The 1212-nt window shown below is 50.8% G+C and carries 2 protein-coding genes; one reads left to right on the top strand and one right to left on the bottom strand.

What is annotated here, in order from left to right; genetic code table 11:
* The coding region (locus CFR79_RS15415) for a TetR/AcrR family transcriptional regulator (RefSeq protein ID WP_146220166.1) at positions 1 to 399 on the bottom strand (399 nt) is incomplete at its 3' end.
* Here CFR79_RS15415 and CFR79_RS15750 point away from each other — a divergent pair.
* Entirely contained in the window at positions 398 to 703 is a 306-nt protein-coding gene (locus CFR79_RS15750; RefSeq protein ID WP_146220165.1) for a hypothetical protein, read from the top strand. The two genes, CFR79_RS15415 and CFR79_RS15750, sit on opposite strands and share 2 nt — an antisense overlap.
* Positions 704 to 1212 lie beyond the last annotated feature (509 nt).

Here is a 1212-nt window from a genome sequence, read left to right as displayed (position 1 = left end):
CGCCTCCATGAACTCCTGCCCTGGCACTGGAAAGCCCACCAGCAGGTCCACAATACCATCGCCGCCTGAATACGCCCGCGTCTCCCGCCGGATGCTTACCCGCACTTGACGGCTGAGGGCGGCAATGACTCCGTCCCTGCCGTCGAAATACTGGTAAAGGGTGGCGATTCCAACGCCGGCACGCTCCGCAATTGCGTTAGTGCTGCAGGACTTTCCTTCTTCCAGAAGTAGAGCAGTCGCTTCCAGAATGGCGTCCACAGTCGCTCGCGAGCGTACCTGACGCGGCCATTTCCGTGGAGCCAGAGCGAGGTCGGTATCCTCGGTGAAAATGCGAGTAACGCCAGCATAAAACGACGGATTATTTTTATCTGTATCCAGTCTTGTCTGCGGAGTTACCATGACCGATCACCTCTTTCGTCCACAATTCACACCAGCTATCCAGCGGGTTCTTGAACGTCTCTATTCCGAGACCATTGAACAGGATCCCGTTCGACGTGCAGAAGCGCAGTCCGCAGGACTGAGCCATGAGGGAGAACACGGATTTTATCAGGCCATGGCTGAGGCCAGAATGCCAGTCACACCTGAGTTTGGCGCCCTGCTTTATGTGCTGGCACGCAGTAGAATAAATATACGAATTTTTTATTTACTTTATCAGAATAATTTATATATTATTACGAGAGTGAGGTTTGTGTTATTTATATAATATAAATTATACGAAACACTAATTAATATTTTCTGATTTTATTCGTATCGTCCGTGCCGGTTCAATCCCGGACCAGTAGGTGGCGGCCATTCTCAGGGTTGGGATTTTGATCGCCGTCCTTGGATGGGGTGTTGCTGTCATACAACAGCCAATACGTGGATCGTGTTCTTCTACAAATCGGCGTCGGTCAATCGTACGCCCAGTTAGGCTGCCGGTAGTCCCGCCATGACATTACACACGCTATTTAAATCATCCGGATCTAGGCTGCCCCAGATGAGGGAATAGAGTCTGGTTCATCACGCTATAATCATCGCATAGTGCGGTGGTCAGTGCATTGATCTCCCTCTTCCCATTGCCTCGATCTCTTACCTGAACTACGGCGTGTCGTCAGTTAAGCTCTGAATGTGGCATGTGAGGGTTGTACTTTGTGTCTGCGTGTGCTGACTGTTTTCCCGTTTTGAGGGAGACAGACAGATGCGGCGCTATAGTTTACGCGATGACCAGTGGGA

Source organism: Komagataeibacter saccharivorans, assembly GCF_003207825.1.
GTDB classification, from domain to species: Bacteria; Pseudomonadota; Alphaproteobacteria; order Acetobacterales; family Acetobacteraceae; genus Komagataeibacter; species Komagataeibacter saccharivorans.
Note: the sequence above shows the minus strand (reverse complement) of the source record. Positions and strands in the feature narration are given on the sequence as shown.

Coding starts and splice junctions, on each gene's coding strand:
- CFR79_RS15750 (WP_146220165.1), top strand. CDS start 398: ATGACCGATCACCTCTTTCGTCCACAATTCACACCAGCTATCCAGCGG.